Here is a 17,262-nt window from a genome sequence, read left to right as displayed (position 1 = left end):
TTCAAGCTACGTGAGCGCTACCGGCGGTCTCCGTTGCCGCTTCGATGCGGCCATAGGCATCGCTGAACCGCACGATGTCGTCCTCGCCCAGGTACACGCCGGTCTGCACCTCGATCAGCTCGAGCGGAATCCGGCCGGCGTTTTCCAGCCGATGCGTGTTGCCGAGGCGGATATAGGTCGACTGGTCCTCGGACAGGATGAAGGTCTTGGCCGCGATGGTGACCCTCGCGGTGCCCTTGACGATGACCCAATGTTCGGCGCGGTGGTAATGCATCTGCAGGCTAAGCTTGTGCCCTGGCTTGACGCAGATGCGCTTGACCTGGAAACGGTCGCCAAGCGCGATGGTTTCGTAGAACCCCCACGGCCGGTAGACCCGGCGATGGTTCTCCACTTCGGTTCGCTTGGCGTGCTTGAGCGACTGCACCACCCTCCTGACTTCCTGGGCGCGGTCCTTGGGTGCCACCAGCACCGCATCGTCGGTCTCGACCACGATGTGGTCGCGTACGCCGATCAACGCGATCAGCCGGTTGCTTGAATGCACCAGGTTGCCCGTCGCATCCTCCAGCAATACGTCGCCGTGCGTGTGGTTGTCTCTCGGATCGACTCCTGGCATGCGATCGAGGTAGTCCCAGGCGCCGACGTCCTCCCAGCCCGCATCCAATGGCACCAGCGCAATCCGTCCAACTTTCTCCATGACGGCGTAATCGATCGATTCGCTGCGGCAAAGGCGAAAGGCTTCCGGATCAAGCTCGGTAAAGCCGTTCTCATGGCGGGCCTTGTGCAATGCCTGCCGCGACTGTTCGAAGGTTTCCGGCTCGAGCCGTCGCAATTCGTCGAGGAAGCGGCCACAGCGGAACACGAACATGCCACCGTTCCAGAAGTAGTCGCCCGTGGCAAGGAACCGGCGTGCGGTATCGACGTCGGGCTTTTCGACGAAGGACTCGACCTCCCGCACGCCAGCGCCCCCCAGCGGCGCGCCGCCCTTGATATAGCCGTAGCCCGTTTCCGGCCTTGTCGGCGTAATGCCGAAGGTGACGATATGGTCCTGGTTCGCGGCACTCGCGGCCGCGCAGGACGCAAGCCTGAAAGCCTCGACATCGGAGATGAAGTGATCGGCCGCCATGAGGAACGCAAGCGCATCCTCACCGTGTTCCACGGCAACATGGTGCGCTGCTATCGCAGCGGCGGCGAGCGTGTTGCGGCTCTCCGGCTCGAGCAGGATCGCAGACGGCTTTACCGCGATGTCCTGCAGTTGTTCGGCGATCACGAAGCGATGATCGTGCGAACCAAGCACCATCGGCGCGACCGCGCCATCGATCCCCGTTGCACGTTGCGCGGTTTGCTGGAAGAGACTGAGCGATCCGATCAGCGAAAGAAACTGCTTCGGATACTGCTCGCGTGAAAGCGGCCAGAGCCTGGTGCCCGTACCGCCGGCGAGCAAGACAGGAACGAGGACGGGATCCGCATTTTTAACCGGGAATTCTTGGGACGTAGCCATGCACGCGCCTCTTTCTTCGGTCGCGGAGGGCCCCCTGATGCGTATTGAATCGTCACGGACGACCTACGAACGGCGGGTGCGATTCACGCAACCATCCATTCGCTGATCTCGAAAGAAACTGAGAATCATGCGTCGGCGAGGCATCATGCGTTTAACGCTTATCCATCGCCCGTCTAACGATTCGGGGTTGTTATAGCGGACGCCCATGACCGCAACATGAACTTGCCGAAGCGCAAACTTTCGATATTCGCAGAGCGTTCAGCACGCAACGCACAAGCGAAGTGAAGATCTTTTCGATGAATCGATGCGTTTTACGATGGAAGTCTATACTTCCAAAAGAAAAACCATGCCCTATCGAACATCCGTCATGCAAGAGGGGCGACAGGAATCCACTTATGAGGTTGCAGTAACCGTGCCACCGCATGACGGCACATCGCGTCACGCACCGAAATCAGCGAAATCACGAGGATTTTCCTGACCGCATCTTGTGCATTCCCGAGGGCATGTCACGGTCGTGCATGCACCATTGCGAGGACTTCCCACGCAACCTGAACGAACTCATCCATGGGGCGCCGCTCATCGCGAGACCCGCTTGCCCAGCTTGCGCGGCGCTATATGCCGTGCACACAACCCCATTCCGCTTGCACACCCATCGCCACGAACCGCGATGCATGCGGGCCTTCATCGCGGCCAATGAAAAAGGCACCCGGCTTTCGCCAGGTGCCTTTGAATTGGTGGGCCGTCAAGGATTCGAACCTTGGACCAATTGATTAAGAGTCAACTGCTCTACCAGCTGAGCTAACGGCCCGTGAAACTAAATTGTAGAACCAAGAACTGGGGTGGACGATGGGATTCGAACCCACGACAACCGGAATCACAATCCGGTACTCTAACCAGCTGAGCTACGCCCACCATAAACCACGAATTGGCGCGCCCGACAGGAATCGAACCTGCAACCGTCGGCTTAGAAGGCCGATGCTCTATCCGGTTGAGCTACAGGCGCATGTGCACGATGTGCATAGCATCTGCTGGTCGGGGCAGAGGGATTCGAACCCCCGACATCCAGCTCCCAAAGCTGGCGCTCTACCAGGCTGAGCTATACCCCGATTTCGAACCCTCAACCTTACGGGCTGAAGCTTTGAAATGCTACGGGTGACGCCTAGCCTAGTCAATCCGTATCAAAGCACACCGAACCTCGTACCTCATCGTCCGGCCCGCTTGGCGATTCACTGCCCTGCGGCGGCAAGCAGTGATGCCGAGCACCACACCTTGCCTCTTGTTTGGCGCGCCCGGAGAGATTCGAACTCCCGACCACCAAGTTCGTAGCCTGGTACTCTATCCAACTGAGCTACGGGCGCGTTTCAATCATTGCCTTGTCGCTTAACCATTCTACTGGAAAGCGTCGAAGCGAGAAGCGGAATTATTCAGATTCGGGACCAATGCGTCAATACTTTTTTTCATATTTTTTTCATCGCCGTTGAAGAATCGTCATCTTCGGCGATGAGAGCGCGTCACCCGAGCCCGCTAGTTTAACCAGCCTTTCCCTATTCGGCCATACCCCGCGGAAGAAAAATATCCGCTGGCACCCTGTAGGAGCACGCCCTGTGCGCGACTGGCCTGTCGGGACAGCAAGCACACACACTGACCGCGCCGTGCGCCTAACTATTCCATCTCCTTTTCGGGGACTCATTCCTCTTGTCCGGCGCAAGTCGCGCACAGGGTGCGCTCCCACAGGAGGAGCTCTCGGAAGCCATCACAGGAAAAAGGCGGCCCATGGCCGCCTTCTCTTCGTATGCCGCTACGACTCGTTCAGCGGTCGGCGATGCGGCTCTGCGTGGCCGGATCGCCCACCTTGGCGCCCGTGTCGCCGCGCGGTGGCGGAGGTGGCGGCGTGGAGCCGGTGGTGGAGTTCTTCGACCAGTCCGCCGGCGGTCCAGGAATGCGGCCGGCCATGATGTCGTCGATCTGGTGCGCATCGATGGTCTCGTACTGCAGCAGCGCGTCGGCCATCACGTGCAGCTTCTCGATGTTGTCGGTCAGCAGCTGCTTGGTGCGCGAATAGGCGCGGTCCAGGATGGAGCGCACTTCCTCGTCGATCTTGCGCGCGGTCTCGTCGGAGACGTTCTTGTGCTGGGTCACCGAGCGGCCGAGGAACACCTCGTCCTCCTCCTCGCCGTAGGTCACCGGGCCGAGCTTGTCGGACAGGCCCCACTTGGTCGCCATGTTGCGCGCCATCTTGGTCGCGCGCTCGATGTCGTTGGAAGCACCGGTGGTGACCTTGTCCTCGCCGAAGATCAACTGCTCGGCCACGCGTCCACCGTACAGCGAGCACAGCTGCGATTCGATCGCCACGCGGTTCATGCTGTACTTGTCGCCTTCCGGCAGGTACATGGTGACGCCCAACGCGCGGCCGCGCGGGATGATCGTAACCTTGTAGACCGGATCGTGCTCGGGCACCAGGCGGCCGACGATGGCATGGCCGGCCTCGTGGTAGGCGGTCAGTTTCTTCTCGTCTTCGCTCATGGCCATCGAGCGGCGCTCGGTGCCCATCAGGATCTTGTCGCGCGCCTTGTCCATGTGCGTCATGCGCACCTCGCGCGCGTTCTCGCGCGCGGCGAACAGTGCCGCCTCGTTGACCAGGTTGGCGAGGTCCGCGCCGGAGAAACCCGGCGTGCCGCGCGCAATGGTCATCGGTTCCACGTCCGCTGCGGTGGGCACGCGGCGCAGGTGTACCTTGAGGATCTGCTCGCGCCCCTTCACGTCCGGCAGGCCGACCACCACCTGGCGGTCGAAGCGGCCCGGACGCAGCAGCGCGGGATCGAGCACGTCCGGACGGTTGGTGGCCGCGATGACGATGACGCCCTCGGTACCCTCGAAGCCGTCCATCTCGACCAGCAACTGATTGAGCGTCTGCTCGCGCTCGTCATGGCCGCCGCCCAGCCCAGCGCCGCGATGGCGGCCAACCGCATCGATCTCGTCGATGAAGATGATGCACGGCGCGTGCTTCTTGGCCTGCTCGAACATGTCGCGCACGCGGCTGGCGCCCACACCCACGAACATCTCGACGAAGTCGGAGCCGGAGATCGAGAAGAACGGCACCTTGGCCTCGCCCGCGATGGCCTTGGCCAGCAGGGTCTTGCCGGTGCCCGGCGGGCCCACCATCAGCACGCCGCGCGGGATCTTGCCGCCCAGCTTCTGGAACTTGCCCGGGTCGCGCAGGAATTCGACCAGCTCGCCGACCTCTTCCTTGGCTTCGTCGCAGCCGGCGACGTCGCTGAAGTTGACCTTGATCTGGTCCTCGCCTTGCAGCTTGGCGCGCGAGCGCCCGAAGCTCATGGCGCCGCGCCCACCCGCGCCGGCCTGCATCTGGCGCATGAACCAGATGAACACGCCCACGATCAGGATGATCGGCAGCCAGTTGAGCAAGAGGCCCAGCAGTGAGAAGCCGTTGTTGGAGGGCTCCTGGCGCACCTCCACGCCCTTGTCCTGCATCTGCTTGACCACCGCGTTGGTGGACCAGCCCAGGACCGGCGCGACGGTGCGGAACGAGCTGCCATCCTTCAGCTTGCCGCTGATGGTGGCCGGCTGGTCGGCGCTGATGGTGGCCGTGGACACGTTGCCGTTGTCCACGCTCTGCACGAAGCTGCTGTAGGGCAGATCCGAGGAGGACGCGCCATGCGGATTGAAACTCTGGAACACGGTGAGCAGGACCACCGCGATAATCAGCCAGAGCAGCAGGTTTTTCGCCATTTCATTCATGCACGGTTCTCGCCCGGTTGCCGGCCGGGGATCTTGCGACCCACGGCCAATGCATACACCTCCCGCGAACGTGCGCGGGAGGCCTTAGGTTTACGCATGGTCACGCGGGTGAAGTCTGCGCGCAAGTTGCGTAGGTAATCGTCAAAGCCCGTCCCCTGGAACAGCTTGATCAGGAACGACCCGCCCGGCTTGAGCCACTGGCGGCTGAAATCCAGCGCCAATTCAGCCAGGTCCATCGCCCGGATCTGGTCGGCCAGGGCCACTCCGCTCATATTGGGGGCCATGTCCGACAGCACAAGATCGACCTGCTGGCCCTGCAGGCGGCTTTCCAGCTCGCGCAGGACCGATTCCTCGCGGAAGTCGCCCTGCAGGAAATCCACCCCGGCGATGCCCTGCATGGGCAGGATGTCCATGGCCACCACGGTACCCGAATCGCCCAGGCGCTGCCGCACCAGTTGCGACCATCCGCCCGGGGCGGCGCCCAGGTCCACCACCCGCATGCCCGGCTTGAGAAGGCGGTCACGGTCGACCAGTTCCTCCAGCTTGAACACGGCGCGCGAGCGCAGGCCCTCGGCCTGGGCCTTCTTCACATAGACGTCATCGAAATGCTCCCGCAGCCAGCGGGAACTGCTTTTGCTGCGAGACATGGGTCGGCGGCGGCCACAGATACGGGGGAGATGCCCGCATGATACCCTTACCGGTCCTATCGCAGTGAATCCGAGACTGAACACATGGCCCTCTCCCCTTCGCAGCGCCGCTACCTGCGCAGCCTGGCCCATGACCTGAACCCCGTCATCCTGCTGGGCGCCAAGGGCGCGACCGAGGCCGTGCTCAAGGAACTGGATCTGGCCCTGTCGCACCACGAGCTGGTCAAGGTGAAGCTGTCCGGCGGCGACAAGGACGAGCGCCAGGCGCAGGTCGACTATCTGGCTGACGGCACCCGGTCAGAGAACGTGCAGCAGATCGGCCATATCGTGGTGTTGTTCCGCCGCAATGAGGACGAGCCCAAGCTCGCCCTGCCCCGCTGATGGATCTTTCCCTCGACCGCCCCGGCAATTACCTGTACGTGCGCCGCGTGAGCGCACGCGCCATCACCGTGGTGGACCGCGAGTTCACCGCCAGCTTCCTGCTGTCGCCCGAGCGGGCGGTGGAGCGCTGGCCGGTGGCCGCCTCCGCCGAACTGGACGACAGCCACGTCCAGGCCATCCTCGACCTGAAGCCCGAGGTGGTGCTGCTGGGCACGGGCGAGCGCCAGGTCTTTCCCGCCGCCGCCTTCATGGCCGCCCTGCTGCGCCAGGGCGTCGGCGTGGAGGTGATGGACAACGCCGCCGCGGCACGCACCTACGACCTGCTCGCGGGTGAAAGCCGGCGGGTGGTGGCGGCGTTCATCCTCCCCGCCTGACTTGTGGGAGCGCACCCTGTGCGCGATTGGTGTCCGATCCTGTTCCTCGCCTCGCCGGTCGCGCATTGAGTGCGCTCCCACAGTGGTCCTACGGAGACCGAGGTTCAGCGTGATGGCAGGTAGCCCAACGGATCGACCGGGTTGCCATCCTTGCGGATCTGGAACTGCAATTCGTCGCGCGAGGCACCGGTGGAACCCATCTCGGCGATCTGCTGGCCGGCGGTGACGCGCTGGCCTTCCTTCACCAGCCGCTTGCTGTTGTGGCCATAGGCCGACAGGTAGCTGTCGTTGTGCTTGACGATGATCAGTTCGCCATAGCCCACCAGGCCGTTGCCGCTGTACACCACCACGCCGTCGGCGGCCGCCCGGACCGGATCGCCGGCCTTGCCGCCGATCTCGATGCCAGGGATGGCATCGCCCGCCTGGAAGCGCTTGATGAGCTGGCCATCGGCCGGCCAGCGCCAGGTCACCCCGCCATTGCTGCGGGTGGCCCCCGGAGCTGCCGGAGTGGCGGGCGCGGGAGGCGGCGTATTGCTGGCGGTGGCGGCAGGCGCACCGGCTACCGGCACCACCGGCGTGGTGCTTGCCGCCGGCGCAGGGGAAGCGCTGGCCGCTGTCGCCGGCTGGGGTGGACTGGCCGGGCCCGCATGCGCGGGAGCCGCCGCCGGGGCCTGGGGCCTGGCCGTCGTCCCCACCACCACGCCGGTCATGTTGCGCGTGGGCGCGGGAGCCTTGCCCTCGGGCGCCAGCCGCAGTTCCTGGCCCGGCCAGATCGTGTACGGCGTATCGATATGGTTCCAGCTCGCCAGGTCGCGGAAATCCACCCCGTTGCGGAAGGCGATGGAGTACAGGGTGTCGCCCTTGACCACCTTGTAGGTGCCGCCCGGTGCCGGGCGCGCGGCTGGCGCGACGGTTCGCGAGGCGCCGCCCGCGGCAGGCTGGACCACCACGGAACGCTGGGTTCCACAGGCGGCGAGGGTCAGGACGGCGAGGGTCAGGGCGATCGACCGGAGATATCCATTCATGGAAACGAGCATAGCGAGGCGCGGCGGTATTTTCATGCGTGCCACACCGACAACCTCCTTGGATACAGGCCTACGTTCAGTGCGCCCAGAGCCACCACGCCACGAGGCTGGCCAGGATCACCAGGGCCACCCAGCCAATACGCTCGATATGCTGGTGCAGGATGCGCTCGGCGCGCTCGCCGAACAGGCGGATCAGCAGCGCCAGCAGCCATACGCGCTTGCCGCGCCCCACCGCCATGCACACCAGGAACGGGATCACCGGCACGCCGACGATGCCCGCCGCCCAGGTCACGAACTTCATCGGCACCACCGGCTGCAGCGCCGCCAGCGCCAGCACCAGCATCAGGCCCAGCCAATGCTGGTTCATCTGCGCGCGCAGGTTGGCCACGCCGGTCTCGATCGGCGCCAGCAGGTGCAGGTGCTCCAGCAGCGGCGACAGCGCATGGAAGGCCCAGTGGCCCAGCGCATAGCCGACCAGCGAGCCCAGCAGCGAGAACAGCAGGCTGAGGTTGGCGTAGAAGAACGCCTTGTGACGCTTGCCGAGCATCATCGGCGCCAGCATCACCTCCGGCATGACCGGGAAGATGAAGGCCTCGACGAAGCTGAGCCCGCACAGGAAATACACGGCCTTGGGGTGGCGCGCCCAGGTCAGTGCGCGCGCATACAGCGGTCCGAACAGACGCATGCTTACGGATTTCCTTGTGGGCGCATCAGCCGATGCCGCCGAGCAGGGGCACGAAACTGACCGCGCCCAGTTCCTCCTGGATGAAATCGCCCTGCCCGTCGCCGCGCATGCGGATCAGCATCTGGTTGCTGGGCGAACCGACCGGCGCCACCAGCACGCCGGTGGGGCTGAGCTGGTCGAGGATGGCATGCGGGATCGCATCGCCGGCGGCGGTGAGGATGATGGCGTCGAACGGCGCCTCGTCGGCCCAGCCCAGCTTGCCGTCGTCATGGCGCGAGCGGATGTTGGCGAGGCCGAGCTGGCGGAAGCGGCGGCGCGCCTGGCGCAGCAGTTCCTCGATGCGCTCGACGGTGTAGACCTGCGGCACCAGTTGCGCCAGTACCACGGCCTGGTAGCCCGAACCGGTGCCGATCTCCAGCACCTTCTGCGGCATGCCCTGCTTCGCGTCGAAATGTTCCAGCAGCGCCTCGGTCATGCGCGCCACCACCCAGGGTTGGGAAATGGTCTGGCCATGGCCGATCGGCAGCGCGGTGTTCTCGTAGGCGCGCGAGTGCAGCGCCTGGTCGATGAAATGGTGGCGCGGCGTATGGCGGATCACGTCGATCACGCGCTGGTCGCGGATGCCCTCTTCCTTGAGCTTGGTAGCCAGGCGATCACGCGCGCGCTGCGAGGTCATGCCCTCGCCCTTCAATGCGGATGGCGGCAATGGATGCACGTTCATGCCCTCACGCCGCCTCGTCGGCGCTCTTGCCGCCGACGCCTTCGTTCAACGCGCCGACCCAACTGCTGACCTTCTCCAGCGCCTGGAAGCGGGTGAGGTCCACATGGATCGGCGTCACCGAGATATAGCCGCGACGCACCGCGTTGAAGTCCGTGCCCGGGCCGGCATCGTCCACGTCGCCGGCCGGGCCGATCCACCAGATGGTCTTGCCGCGCGGATCGGTCTGCCTGATGGACGGCGCCGAGCGATGGCGCTTGCCCAGACGGGTGACCTCGAAGCCGTGGATGTCCGCCCACGGGCGATCGGGCACGTTGACGTTGAGGATGGTGTCGGCCGGCAACGGATCGACCAGCAGGCGCCGCATCAGCAGCAGCACCGCATTGGCCGCCGAGTCGTAGTGGATGCCGTTGTGGTCCTTGCTCACCAGCGAGACCGCGATGGCGGGCAGGCCGAGGAAGCGCCCTTCCATCGCCGCCGACACGGTGCCGGAATAGATCACGTCGTCGCCGAGATTGGCCGAATTGTTGATGCCGGAGACGACGATGTCCGGCTCATGGTCGAGCATGCCGGCCAGCGCCAGGTGCACGCAGTCGGTGGGCGTGCCGGCCACGCGGTAGTAGCCGTTCTCCATCCGCAGCGCGCGGATCGGCGCATCCAGCGTGAGGGAATTGCTGGCGCCGGAACGGTCACGGTCGGGCGCCACCACCGTCACCTGGCCGACCGCGCCGAGGCGCTCGGCGAGCACGCGGATGCCCGGTGCATCCACGCCATCGTCGTTGCTTACCAGAACTCGCATGATGATCCGTCGAAAGCCAATCGCGGCGTCCTCGTCCTGGGGACGGGCGCATGTCAGGAGCCGAAGCATACCGGAGCCGGCCGGAGGTTTCACATGCGTTTAGGCTGCCGCGCCGCCGGCCGTGCGTGTGGCGCCAGCCGGCGCCGCCTGCATTACGATGCAGGCATGAAACACCGTCCGCCCTCCCCGGTGACCGACGACGACGCCCGCCTGTTCCGCGAGGCCATCGGCGACGTGCGGCCGATCGACCCGGTAGCGCCCGCGCCGTCGGCGCCCAAGCCAGCGCCGCATCCGCGCATGTTCGAGGCCGACGAGGCCGCCGTGCCCGGCGAGCTGCTGGACATGGCCTTCGATCCCGGGCTGATCGAAGTGGGCGAAGAACTCAGCTACCTGCGCGACGGCTACCCGCCCAAGCTGCTGCGCCAGCTCAAGCGCGGCCAGTTCAGCATCCAGGACGACATCGACCTGCACCAGATGAACGCCGCCGCCGCGCAGGCGACCATCAACATGTTCCTGGCCGAGGCACGGCAGCGTGGCCTGCGCTGCGTGCGCATCGTGCATGGCAAGGGCCTGCGCTCGCGCGCTGCCGGGCCGGTGCTGAAGGCACTGACGGACCGGATGTTGCGACGGCGCGACGACGTGGTGGCATTCGCCTCGGCGAGGCCGATGCAGGGGGGCACGGGGGCGGTGGTGGTGCTTTTGAAGGGGTGAGCGCCGCCATGCGCCCGCTTTGAGTCCTCATCGCTAGGGCGCGTTGCGATGTCGTGGCTGGAGACCGACGCGAAAGGCGGTCGCGCACAGAGTGCGCTCCTGCAGAAGGCGGGCTAGGTGTTTGCCAGTTCGCGCACCACCGTGGTCGCATACGCCCCCGCCGGCAGCTCGAAGCTCAGTTCCAACGCGTCGTCGTCCAGCCAGCGCCAGGCGAGGTGCTGCGGGATCATGCGCAGCGCGCGCCGCTCCTGGTCCATCTTCGCGGCGACAAGTCCCCCGGCCAGGTCGGTGTTGGCCGCCGCCACGGCGTTCTCCAGCGCGGCGACGTCGCCCTTGGCCGGCGTTTCGCCGCGGCCCCACAGCGGGCCGGAAGGATGGATGTCGCCACGCGCCAGCCGGTCCGACAGCGTCGCGTCGAACGGCTCGGGACCGAACCACGAGCGCGAGCCGGCCAGCGCCCAGATCTCGCCGTCCATCGGCGCGTCCCAGCTGCCCTGCTCCACCCGCGCCGCCAGCACCGCGTTGAAGATGTGCGAGCGCGCGGCGGACAGCAGGAAATGGCGCTTGTCGCGGTCGAAACGGCGTCCCGCGAACATTGCCCGGGCCAGCGCGACGTTGCCGCCTTCGCGGCCGAAGCGCTGTTCGCCGAAGTAGTTGGGCACGCCGCGCCGAGCGATCTGCTGCAACACCTGCCCGGCCACCGCGCGGTCGCCCGCCACCTGGCGCAGTACCAGCACGAAGCGGTTGCCGCGCAGCGCGCCGCGCTTGAGCTTGCGCTTGTGCCGCGTGGCAGCCAGCACCTTCACTTCCGTATGCGGAAACGCCGACCAATCGGGATCGGGCTTGCCGGCCAGTTGCACGGAAAACGCCTGCCGCGTGACGGCGTGGCGATCCTTGAGGCCGGCATAGCCGACATTGAGCGGCGGCACCTCGGCGAAGCGCGCCAGCTCGCGCGCTACCCAGTCGGTGTTGGCGCCGCGCTTCTCCACCCACAGCAGCGCGTGCTCGCCCTCGCCGTCGGCGTCGTAGCCGAGGATCTCCTCCACCTGGAAATCCTCCGGCGCCGCCCGCAGCACGGCGGTCAGCGGTGGGTTGCCGTAGGCATAGGGCAGTTCAGGATCGGACATGGGAACTCCGCCGGCAGGGCCGGTCGATGGAAACGAAAAACACCAGCCTGGCGCCCGCCGGTCCATGGAGCCAGACGCGGCATGGCGGGACCGGAAAACCGCAGCTTACGCGAGAACCAGCAGCACGCAGGCCTGTGCGGCAATGCCTTCGCCGCGGCCGGTGAAGCCCAGCTTCTCGGTGGTGGTGGCCTTGATGCTGACCTGGCCGACGTCGCAGCCCAGCTCCGCCGCCACCGCCTCGCGCATGGCCAGCGCGTGAGGGCCGACCTTGGGCGCCTCGCAGATCACGGTGACGTCGGCATTGCCCAGCGCATAGCCCTGCTCGCGCATCAGCTTCGCGGCGTGGCGCAGGAAGATCCGGCTGTCGGCATGCCGCCACTGCGCCTGGCTGGGCGGGAAATGCCGGCCGATGTCGCCCAGCGCGAGCGCGCCGAAGATGGCGTCGCACAAAGCATGGATCACCACGTCGCCATCGGAATGCGCCACCACGCCGCGGCTGTGCGGCACGCGCACGCCGCCGAGCATCACGTGGTCGCCCTCGCCGAAGATGTGGACGTCGAAGCCCTGGCCAATCCGCATCATCTTTGACTCCTCATTGGGTTCGCGGCAGCAGGAACTCCGCCAGCGCGAAGTCCGCTGCGGTGGTCACCTTGATATTGTCCTCGGCACCCTCGACCAGCAACGGCGCGAAGCCGGCACGCTCCATCGCCATCGCCTCGTCGCTCACCGTCACGCCGGCCAGCGAGGCCGCCAGCAGGGCCGCCGACAGTTCGCCGCGGCGGAACATCTGCGGGGTGAAGGCGCGCCAGCGATGGTCGCGCGGCTCGGTGTCATGGCTGCGCCCGTCGTCGCCGGCACGCTTAAGCGTGTCGCGCAACGGCGCGCCCAGCAAGCCGCCGCCGGCGGGTATGCCGAGCTCGATCAGGCGCGCGATGTCAGCCGTCCGCACACAGGGCCGGGCCGCGTCGTGCACCAACACGAAGGCCGCGTCGGTGACCGCCGCCGGCAAGGCGCGCAGACCGGCCAGCACCGAATCGCAGCGCTCGGCCCCGCCCACGCAGGTCAGCAGCGGCTTGCCCGCCAGTTCACCAGCGCCAGGCCAGTGCTCGTCACGGGCGCCCAACACCACCATCAGGCCGGCCACTTGCGGATGTGCCGCCAATCGCTCCAGCGTGTGCAGGATCAGCGGCTTCCCACCGAGTGGCAGGTATTGCTTGGGAATGTCGCCGCCCACGCGCGTGCCTCGCCCCGCCGCCGGCACCACGCACCACAGCCGCCCGCTCATTGGCCCCCGCTGCTGGAGGGAGAGGCCGGCGGCTGGGCAGCGCCCGGCTTCTCGACGACCTGGTAGAACGTCTCGCCCGGCTTGATCAGGCCCAGTTCGGCGCGCGCGCGCGCCTCGACCGCCTGCTCGCCATGCTTGAGATCGTCCACGTCCGCGCCCAGGGCCTGGTTGCGCTGCTGCAGCTTGTCATTGTCCTCGCCCTGCTTCTTCACGGCGGCGCGCAGGGTTTCCACCTCATGCACGCCACCGTTGCCGCCCCACAGCTTCACCTGCAGGGCGATCAAAAGCAGTACCAGGACCAGCGCGACCCAACGCAGCATGGACGATCCGCACTCCTTCGTCAGCCCGGCAGGCTGGCCAGGTTCGGGAAGGCCTCGCGGCCGGCATAGCGTGCCGCCGAACCCAGCGCTTCCTCGATGCGCAGCAGCTGGTTGTACTTGGCCACGCGGTCGGTGCGGCACAGCGAGCCGGTCTTGATCTGGGTGGCGGTGGTAGCCACGGCGATGTCGGCGATGGTGGTGTCCTCGGTCTCGCCCGAGCGATGCGAGATTACCGCCGAATACTTCGCCGCGTCGGCCATGGCGATCGTCTCCAGGGTCTCCGACAGCGTGCCGATCTGGTTGACCTTGACCAGGATGGAATTGGCGATCTTCTTGTCGATGCCTTCCTTGAAGATGGCGGGATTGGTCACGAACAGGTCATCGCCCACCACCTGGATGCGATCGCCGATCGCATCGGTCAGCAGCTTCCATCCGTGCCAGTCGCCCTCGGCCATGCCGTCCTCGATGGTCACGATCGGGTACTGCCGGGCCCAGCCGGCCAGCAGGTCGACGAACTGCTCGGAGCTGTAGGCCTTGCCCTCGCCCGCCAGGTCGTACTTGCCATCCTTGTAGAACTCCGAGCTGGCCGCGTCCAGGCCCAGCAGGATCTCGCTGCCAACCTTGTAGCCAGCCTTGTCGACCGCCTCGAGGATGGTGTCCAACGCCTCGACGTTGGAGCGCAGGTCCGGGGCGAAGCCGCCCTCGTCGCCCACCGCGGTGTTGAGGCCGCGGCCCTTGAGCACGCTCTTGAGCGCGTGGAAGATCTCCGCGCCGGCGCGCAGCGCCTCGGCGAAGCTGGGCAGGCCCACCGGCAGCACCATGAATTCCTGCACGTCGACGTTGTTGTCGGCATGGGCGCCGCCGTTGATGATGTTCATCATCGGCACCGGCAGCGCGCCCGGCCTGCCAGTGGTGCCGTTGATCTCCGCCAGGTACTGCCACAGCGCCTGCTTGCGCTGGGCGGCGACCGCATGGGCGGCGGCCAGCGATACGCCGAGGATGGCGTTGGCGCCGAGCTTGCCCTTGTTCGGGGTGCCGTCGAGGTTGATGAGCTGGGCGTCCAGGCCGCCCTGGTTGGCGGCGTCGAAGCCCTTCAGCGTGCTGGCGATGACGCCGTTGACGTTGCCTACGGCGTTCTTCACACCCTTGCCCAGGTAGCGCGACTTGTCGCCGTCACGCAGCTCCACCGCCTCGCGCGAGCCGGTGGAGGCGCCGCTCGGCACCGCCGCGCGGCCGAAGCCGCCACCGGCCAGGGTCACCTCCGCCTCAAGCGTGGGATTACCGCGGGAATCGAGAATTTCACGGGCGTGGATGCGGGTGATGTCGGTGCTCATGGGTTCCGTTGCTTGGTTGAGGTGAAGGAAGTTTGGATGTCTATCCTGCCTGATCTGCGGGGGATCCGCTTCATTCGCCTCCCCCGCGGCGGCTCTAAAGCGTGTGTTCCAGGAAGGCGTGGCGCTTGGTGACCCGGTCGAGCTCAAGCAGCGTCTCCAGCAACGCCTCCATCTTGCCCAGCGGCCAGGCGTTGGGGCCGTCGCTGAGCGCCTTTTCCGGATTCGGGTGGGTCTCGGCGAACAGGCCTGCGATGCCCACCGCCACGGCGGCACGAGCCAGCACCGGCACGAATTCGCGCTGGCCGCCGGAGCTGGTGCCCTGCCCGCCCGGCAACTGCACCGAATGGGTGGCGTCGAACACCACCGGGCAGCCGGTGTCGCGCATCACGCTGAGCGAACGCATGTCCGAGACGAGGTTGTTGTAGCCGAAGCTGGCGCCGCGCTCGCACACCAGGATGTCGTCGTTGCCGACGGCCTTGGCCTTGTCGACCACGTTCTTCATGTCCCAGGGCGCCAGGAACTGGCCTTTCTTGATGTTCACCGGCTTGCCGGCGCGCGCCACGTTCTGGATGAAGTCGGTCTGGCGGCACAGGAAGGCCGGCGTCTGCAGCACGTCGACCACGGCGGCCACCTCGTTCATCGGGGTGTACTCGTGCACGTCGGTGAGCACCGGCACGCCGAGCTGGCGCTTCACCTCGCCCAGGATCTTCAGGCCCGCTTCCATGCCGGGACCGCGGAAGCTGCCGCCGGAGGAACGGTTGGCCTTGTCGAAGCTGGACTTGAAGATGAAGTGGATGCCGAGCTTGCCGGTGATCTCCTTCAGCGTGCCAGCGGTATCCAGCTGCAGCTGCTCGGACTCGACCACGCAGGGACCGGCGATCAGGAACAATGGCTGGTCAAGGCCGACCTCGAATCCACACAACTTCATGCGACGGACTCCTTGGCCAGGCGCTCACCCTCGCGCACCGCCTTGAACTCGCGGGCGGCCTGCACGAAGCCGATGAACAGCGGGTGGCCGTCGCGCGGGGTGGAGGTGAACTCCGGGTGGGCCTGGCAGCCGAGGAACCACGGATGCTTCTGCGGCGGCAGCTCGACGATCTCCACCAGCAGGTCGTCCATCGACTTGCCGGAGATCACCAGCCCCAGGTCCTCGAACGACTGGCGGTAGCGGTTGTTGAACTCGTAGCGGTGGCGATGGCGCTCGCGCACCACGTCCTGGCCGTACAACTGGCGGGCCAGGGTGCCCGCCTTGAGGCGGCACTCCTGCGCGCCCAGGCGCATGGTGCCGCCCAGGTCCGAGCGCTCGCTGCGCTGCTCCACCTCGCCGGAGGCGGTGGTCCATTCGGTGATCAGCGCGATCACCGGATCGGGCGTATTGCGGTCGTTCTCGCTGGAATCGGCCTCGGCGAGACCGGCCACATGGCGGGCGAAGTCCACCACCGCCGCGTGCATGCCATAGCAGATGCCGAAGTACGGCACGCCCTTCTCGCGAGCGTACCGGGCCGCCAGCACCTTGCCCTCGAAGCCGCGCTTGCCGAAGCCGCCCGGCACCAGGATGGCGTCGGCATTGCCCAGCACCTTGGCGGCGCCCTCGGCCTCGACCTGCTCGGAATCCACCCAGTTGAGGTTGACCCGGGTCTGCTGCTTGATGCCGCCGTGGCGCAGCGCCTCGCCCAGGGACTTGTAGGCGTCCTTGTGCTCGACGTACTTGCCGACGATGGCGACGGTGACCTCGTCCTTGGGGTTTTCCACGGCATCGACCGTGCGCTGCCAGGAGGACAGATCGGCCGGGCCGGCCTGCAGGCCCAGGCGCTTGACCACGATCTCGTCCAGGCCCTGCTTGTGCAGCCACAGCGGCTGCTTGTAGATGATGTCCACGTCGGCCGCGCTGATGACGGCGTTCTCGGGTACGTTGGTGAACAGGGCGATCTTGCGGCGCTCGCCGTCCGGCAGCTGCTGCTCGCAGCGGCACAGCAGCACGTCCGGCTGGATGCCGATCGAGCGCAGTTCCTTCACGGAGTGCTGGGTCGGCTTGGTCTTGATCTCGCCGGCGGCCTTGATGTACGGCACCAGGGTCAGGTGCATGAACAGCACCTTCTCCGGGCCGTGCTCGATGCGCAGCTGGCGGATGGCCTCCAGGAACGGCAGCGACTCGATGTCGCCCACCGTGCCGCCGATCTCGACCAGGGCCACGTCGAAGCCGCGGGTGGCCTCGTGGATGCAGTGCTTGATCTCGTCGGTGATGTGCGGGATCACCTGCACGGTGGCGCCCAGGTAGTCGCCCCGGCGCTCCTTGCGGATCACCGACTCGTAGATCTTGCCCGTGGTGATGGAGTTCTTGCCGGTCAGGCGAGTGTTGACGAAGCGCTCGTAGTGGCCCAGGTCCAGGTCGGTCTCGGCGCCATCGTCGGTCACATAGACCTCGCCATGCTGGAAGGGGCTCATGGTGCCCGGATCCACGTTGATGTACGGATCGAGCTTCATCATGGTGACCGAGAGGCCACGCGCTTCCAGGATGGAAGCCAGCGACGCCGCGGCGATGCCCTTGCCAAGCGAGGACACCACACCGCCGGTGACGAAAATCAGGGGGGTCATGGGA

17 protein-coding genes and 5 tRNA genes are annotated in these 17,262 nt (G+C 66.3%); 3 read left to right on the top strand and 19 right to left on the bottom strand.

All coding sequences use genetic code 11. The features are described 5' to 3' along the window. Position 1: 1 nt before the first annotated feature. From MJ605_RS08275 to rlmE, 8 genes are all read right to left on the bottom strand, one after another. A complete protein-coding gene (locus tag MJ605_RS08275; RefSeq protein ID WP_243040962.1) occupies positions 2-1,498 on the bottom strand; it encodes a mannose-1-phosphate guanylyltransferase/mannose-6-phosphate isomerase in 1,497 nt (498 codons plus the stop codon). A gap of 732 nt (positions 1,499-2,230) precedes the next feature. Continuing rightward, positions 2,231-2,306, bottom strand: a tRNA-Lys gene (locus MJ605_RS08270). 27 nt (positions 2,307-2,333) lie between these two features. Further along, positions 2,334-2,410 (bottom strand) — tRNA-His (locus MJ605_RS08265). Positions 2,411-2,424: 14 nt separating this feature from the next. Continuing rightward, positions 2,425-2,501, bottom strand: a tRNA-Arg gene (locus MJ605_RS08260). Between the two features lie 26 nt (positions 2,502-2,527). Continuing rightward, positions 2,528-2,604, bottom strand: a tRNA-Pro gene (locus MJ605_RS08255). Between the two features lie 175 nt (positions 2,605-2,779). Then, positions 2,780-2,856 (bottom strand) — tRNA-Arg (locus tag MJ605_RS08250). Positions 2,857-3,307: 451 nt separating this feature from the next. After that, complete coding sequence (ftsH, locus tag MJ605_RS08245; protein WP_243040961.1) at positions 3,308-5,257, bottom strand: ATP-dependent zinc metalloprotease FtsH; 1,950 nt, start codon at positions 5,255-5,257, stop codon at positions 3,308-3,310. Beyond that, entirely contained in the window at positions 5,254-5,904 is a 651-nt protein-coding gene (rlmE, locus tag MJ605_RS08240) for a 23S rRNA (uridine(2552)-2'-O)-methyltransferase RlmE (RefSeq protein WP_243040960.1), read from the bottom strand. The genes ftsH and rlmE overlap by 4 nt, the downstream gene beginning before the upstream one ends. Positions 5,905-5,988: 84 nt before the next feature. On the opposite strand from rlmE, the gene yhbY reads away from it, so the two are divergent. Both yhbY and MJ605_RS08230 read left to right on the top strand, forming a co-directional pair. Further along, on the top strand, positions 5,989-6,285 hold the full coding sequence (gene yhbY / locus MJ605_RS08235; RefSeq protein WP_243040959.1) for a ribosome assembly RNA-binding protein YhbY: 297 nt from the start codon (positions 5,989-5,991) through the stop codon (positions 6,283-6,285). Then, positions 6,285-6,659 carry an Mth938-like domain-containing protein gene (locus MJ605_RS08230; RefSeq protein WP_243040958.1) on the top strand — a complete coding sequence of 125 codons (375 nt, stop codon included), beginning with the start codon at positions 6,285-6,287 and terminating at the stop codon, positions 6,657-6,659. The genes yhbY and MJ605_RS08230 overlap by 1 nt, the downstream gene beginning before the upstream one ends. A gap of 104 nt (positions 6,660-6,763) precedes the next feature. On the opposite strand, the gene MJ605_RS08225 is transcribed toward MJ605_RS08230, so the two are convergent. The 4 genes from MJ605_RS08225 to surE form a co-directional block, all read right to left on the bottom strand. Further along, positions 6,764-7,696: a peptidoglycan DD-metalloendopeptidase family protein gene (locus tag MJ605_RS08225; RefSeq protein ID WP_243040957.1), complete on the bottom strand. Its 933-nt coding sequence runs from the start codon at positions 7,694-7,696 to the stop codon at positions 6,764-6,766. 64 nt (positions 7,697-7,760) lie between these two features. Next, positions 7,761-8,369, bottom strand: a complete 609-nt coding sequence (locus MJ605_RS08220; RefSeq protein ID WP_243040956.1) for a YqaA family protein — start codon at positions 8,367-8,369, stop codon at positions 7,761-7,763. A 25-nt stretch (positions 8,370-8,394) separates the two neighbouring features. Further along, positions 8,395-9,090 carry a protein-L-isoaspartate(D-aspartate) O-methyltransferase gene (locus tag MJ605_RS08215; RefSeq protein WP_243040955.1) on the bottom strand — a complete coding sequence of 232 codons (696 nt, stop codon included), beginning with the start codon at positions 9,088-9,090 and terminating at the stop codon, positions 8,395-8,397. Positions 9,091-9,094: 4 nt separating this feature from the next. Next, the gene (gene surE / locus MJ605_RS08210) at positions 9,095-9,886 is read right to left on the bottom strand and encodes a 5'/3'-nucleotidase SurE (RefSeq protein ID WP_243040954.1); all 792 of its coding nucleotides are present in this window, start codon (positions 9,884-9,886) and stop codon (positions 9,095-9,097) included. A gap of 165 nt (positions 9,887-10,051) precedes the next feature. On the opposite strand from surE, the gene MJ605_RS08205 reads away from it, so the two are divergent. After that, positions 10,052-10,597, top strand: a complete 546-nt coding sequence (locus MJ605_RS08205; RefSeq protein WP_243040953.1) for a Smr/MutS family protein — start codon at positions 10,052-10,054, stop codon at positions 10,595-10,597. A gap of 113 nt (positions 10,598-10,710) precedes the next feature. Here MJ605_RS08205 and truD read toward each other — a convergent pair whose 3' ends face one another. From truD to pyrG, 7 genes are all read right to left on the bottom strand, one after another. Then, positions 10,711-11,724 carry a tRNA pseudouridine(13) synthase TruD gene (gene truD, locus MJ605_RS08200; RefSeq protein ID WP_243040952.1) on the bottom strand — a complete coding sequence of 338 codons (1,014 nt, stop codon included), beginning with the start codon at positions 11,722-11,724 and terminating at the stop codon, positions 10,711-10,713. A gap of 105 nt (positions 11,725-11,829) precedes the next feature. Beyond that, entirely contained in the window at positions 11,830-12,303 is a 474-nt protein-coding gene (gene ispF, locus MJ605_RS08195; protein ID WP_279237503.1) for a 2-C-methyl-D-erythritol 2,4-cyclodiphosphate synthase, read from the bottom strand. 13 nt (positions 12,304-12,316) lie between these two features. Next, on the bottom strand, positions 12,317-13,009 hold the full coding sequence (ispD, locus tag MJ605_RS08190) for a 2-C-methyl-D-erythritol 4-phosphate cytidylyltransferase (RefSeq protein WP_243040950.1): 693 nt from the start codon (positions 13,007-13,009) through the stop codon (positions 12,317-12,319). Next, a complete protein-coding gene (gene ftsB / locus MJ605_RS08185) occupies positions 13,006-13,329 on the bottom strand; it encodes a cell division protein FtsB (RefSeq protein WP_243040949.1) in 324 nt (107 codons plus the stop codon). The genes ispD and ftsB overlap by 4 nt, the downstream gene beginning before the upstream one ends. Positions 13,330-13,349: 20 nt before the next feature. Then, complete coding sequence (gene eno, locus MJ605_RS08180; protein ID WP_243040948.1) at positions 13,350-14,663, bottom strand: phosphopyruvate hydratase; 1,314 nt, start codon at positions 14,661-14,663, stop codon at positions 13,350-13,352. A gap of 94 nt (positions 14,664-14,757) precedes the next feature. Next, entirely contained in the window at positions 14,758-15,591 is an 834-nt protein-coding gene (kdsA, locus tag MJ605_RS08175; protein WP_243040947.1) for a 3-deoxy-8-phosphooctulonate synthase, read from the bottom strand. After that, the gene (gene pyrG / locus MJ605_RS08170) at positions 15,588-17,258 is read right to left on the bottom strand and encodes a CTP synthase (RefSeq protein WP_243040946.1); all 1,671 of its coding nucleotides are present in this window, start codon (positions 17,256-17,258) and stop codon (positions 15,588-15,590) included. Before pyrG ends, kdsA begins: the two co-directional genes overlap by 4 nt. Positions 17,259-17,262: the final 4 nt, after the last annotated feature.

The organism is Dyella sedimenti, from assembly GCF_022760995.1.
GTDB classification, from domain to species: Bacteria; Pseudomonadota; Gammaproteobacteria; order Xanthomonadales; family Rhodanobacteraceae; genus Dyella; species Dyella sedimenti.
Note: the sequence above shows the minus strand (reverse complement) of the source record. Positions and strands in the feature narration are given on the sequence as shown.